This is a genomic window from Aeromonas sp. s13, from assembly GCF_040907905.1.
Lineage (GTDB): Bacteria > Pseudomonadota > Gammaproteobacteria > Enterobacterales > Aeromonadaceae > Aeromonas > Aeromonas veronii.
Window position 1 is genome coordinate 1 of sequence record NZ_JBFOCS010000084.1, and the last position, 2,083, is coordinate 2,083.

Consider the following 2,083-nt stretch of genomic DNA (forward strand, 5'->3'; position numbering starts at 1 on the left):
ACCATCGGCCACGTTGACCACGGTAAAACCACCCTGACTGCAGCTATCACCAACGTGCTGGCCAAGCACTTCGGTGGTAAAGCTTTCGCCTTCGACCAGATCGACAAGGCACCGGAAGAGCGTGAGCGTGGTATCACCATCAACACCTCCCACGTAGAATACGACACCGCTACCCGTCACTACGCCCACGTAGATTGCCCGGGTCACGCCGACTACGTTAAAAACATGATCACCGGTGCTGCCCAGATGGACGGCGCGATCCTGGTAGTAGCAGCGACTGACGGCCCGATGCCGCAGACTCGTGAGCACATCCTGCTGGGTCGTCAGGTTGGTATCCCGTACATGATCGTGTTCATGAACAAGTGTGACATGGTTGATGACGAAGAGCTGCTCGAACTGGTTGAGATGGAAGTTCGTGAACTGCTGACCGAGTACGACTTCCCGGGTGATGACCTGCCGGTAGTTCGCGGTTCCGCACTGAAAGCGCTGGAAGGCGACGCTCAGTGGGAAGAGAAGATCATCGAGCTGGCTGGCCACCTGGATACCTACATCCCGGAGCCGGAGCGCGCGATTGACCAGCCGTTCCTGATGCCTATCGAAGACGTATTCTCTATCGCTGGCCGTGGTACTGTAGTTACCGGTCGTGTAGAGCGCGGTATCGTTAAAGTAGGTGAGACCGTAGAAATCGTTGGTATCAAAGATACCGTTTCTACCACCTGTACCGGTGTAGAAATGTTCCGCAAGCTGCTGGACGAAGGTCGTGCAGGCGAGAACATCGGCGCGCTGCTGCGTGGTGTTAAGCGTGAAGACGTAGAGCGTGGTCAGGTACTGGCCAAGCCGGGTTCTATCAAGCCGCACACCAAGTTCGAATCTGAAGTGTACGTACTGTCCAAAGAAGAAGGTGGTCGTCATACCCCGTTCTTCAAAGGCTACCGTCCGCAGTTCTACTTCCGTACTACCGACGTGACCGGTACCATCGAACTGCCGGAAGGCGTAGAGATGGTAATGCCGGGCGACAACATCAAAATGGTTGTTACCCTGATTGCGCCGATCGCAATGGACGACGGCCTGCGTTTCGCTATCCGTGAAGGTGGCCGTACCGTAGGTGCTGGTGTTGTAGCTAGCGTAATCGCCTAATCGATTCGTTATATACAAACATGAAAAGGGGTGGCTTCGGCCACCCCTTTTATTTTTGGGGCTATTTATGGCCTGTGAGATACTGGACAAAACCATTGATAGAGGTAGTTTCCGTGAGCAACCCCGCCATTTTTCTGGATCGTGACGGTGTCATCAATGAAGACACTGGCTATGTCAGTCAGGTCGATGATTTCCATTTTCTGCCCGGAGTCATAGACGCCCTGCAGCTCCTCAAAAAGAAAGGCTATCTGCTGGTCGTCGTCACTAACCAGTCCGGAATCGCCCGCGGCTACTTCAGTGAAGATGACTTCATGAATCTGACTGAATGGATGGATTGGTCACTGGCTGATCGGGATGTGGATCTCGATGGCATCTACTTCTGCCCCCATCATCCGGATCACGGCGCCCCCTGTGATTGCCGCAAACCGGAGCCAGGCATGCTGCTGTTGGCGCAACAGGAACTGGGGATCGACATGAGTCGTTCCTATATGGTGGGTGACAAGCCTTCCGATCTGAAAGCTGCCGTCAATGCTGGTGTCGGTCACAAGATCATGGTCAGAACCGGTAAGCCGGTGACCGAAACGGGTAGTGCGCTTGCCGATGCTCTCTATGACAATCTGCACGATTTTGCTGTTGCGGTGCCTGCAGTGAGCTGATTTCGCCGGTTTAATATGCCAATTGGTGGCTTTGTGAGCGAACGAACAGCGAAAGCCATCTTTTTGCAATTATCTGCTTGCCAGAAAGAATCCGTTCCCTATAATGCGCCTCCATCGACAGGGCAAGCGGCAACGCAAACAACCTCGTCGATAACCTCGAAAAGCCTTTGAAAATAAGGCTTGACTCGAGAAGGTGGTTGAGTAGAATTCCACTCCCGCAGCAACACACTGTTGCGTCGCTCTTTAACAATTTGAATCAAGCAATCTGTGTGGGCACTCACAGCATCGAA

Annotated in this window: 3 protein-coding genes; 2 read left to right on the top strand and 1 reads right to left on the bottom strand. The window is 53.4% G+C overall.

Going from position 1 to position 2,083, the window contains the following annotated elements; all coding sequences use genetic code 11:
- Window positions 1-1,137: elongation factor Tu (tuf, locus tag AB5Y82_RS19795; RefSeq protein ID WP_115523187.1), on the top strand; the 1,137-nt coding region annotated here is incomplete at its 5' end.
- A gap of 113 nt (window positions 1,138-1,250) precedes the next feature.
- Window positions 1,251-1,793 (top strand): D-glycero-beta-D-manno-heptose 1,7-bisphosphate 7-phosphatase, encoded by a 543-nt coding sequence (gene gmhB / locus AB5Y82_RS19800; protein WP_005356377.1) that lies wholly within the window; start codon window positions 1,251-1,253, stop codon window positions 1,791-1,793.
- Window positions 1,794-1,891: 98 nt separating this feature from the next.
- Here the strand turns inward: gmhB and AB5Y82_RS19805 are convergent.
- A partial coding sequence (locus AB5Y82_RS19805; RefSeq protein WP_323926147.1) for a hypothetical protein occupies window positions 1,892-2,083 on the bottom strand: 192 nt, incomplete at its 5' end.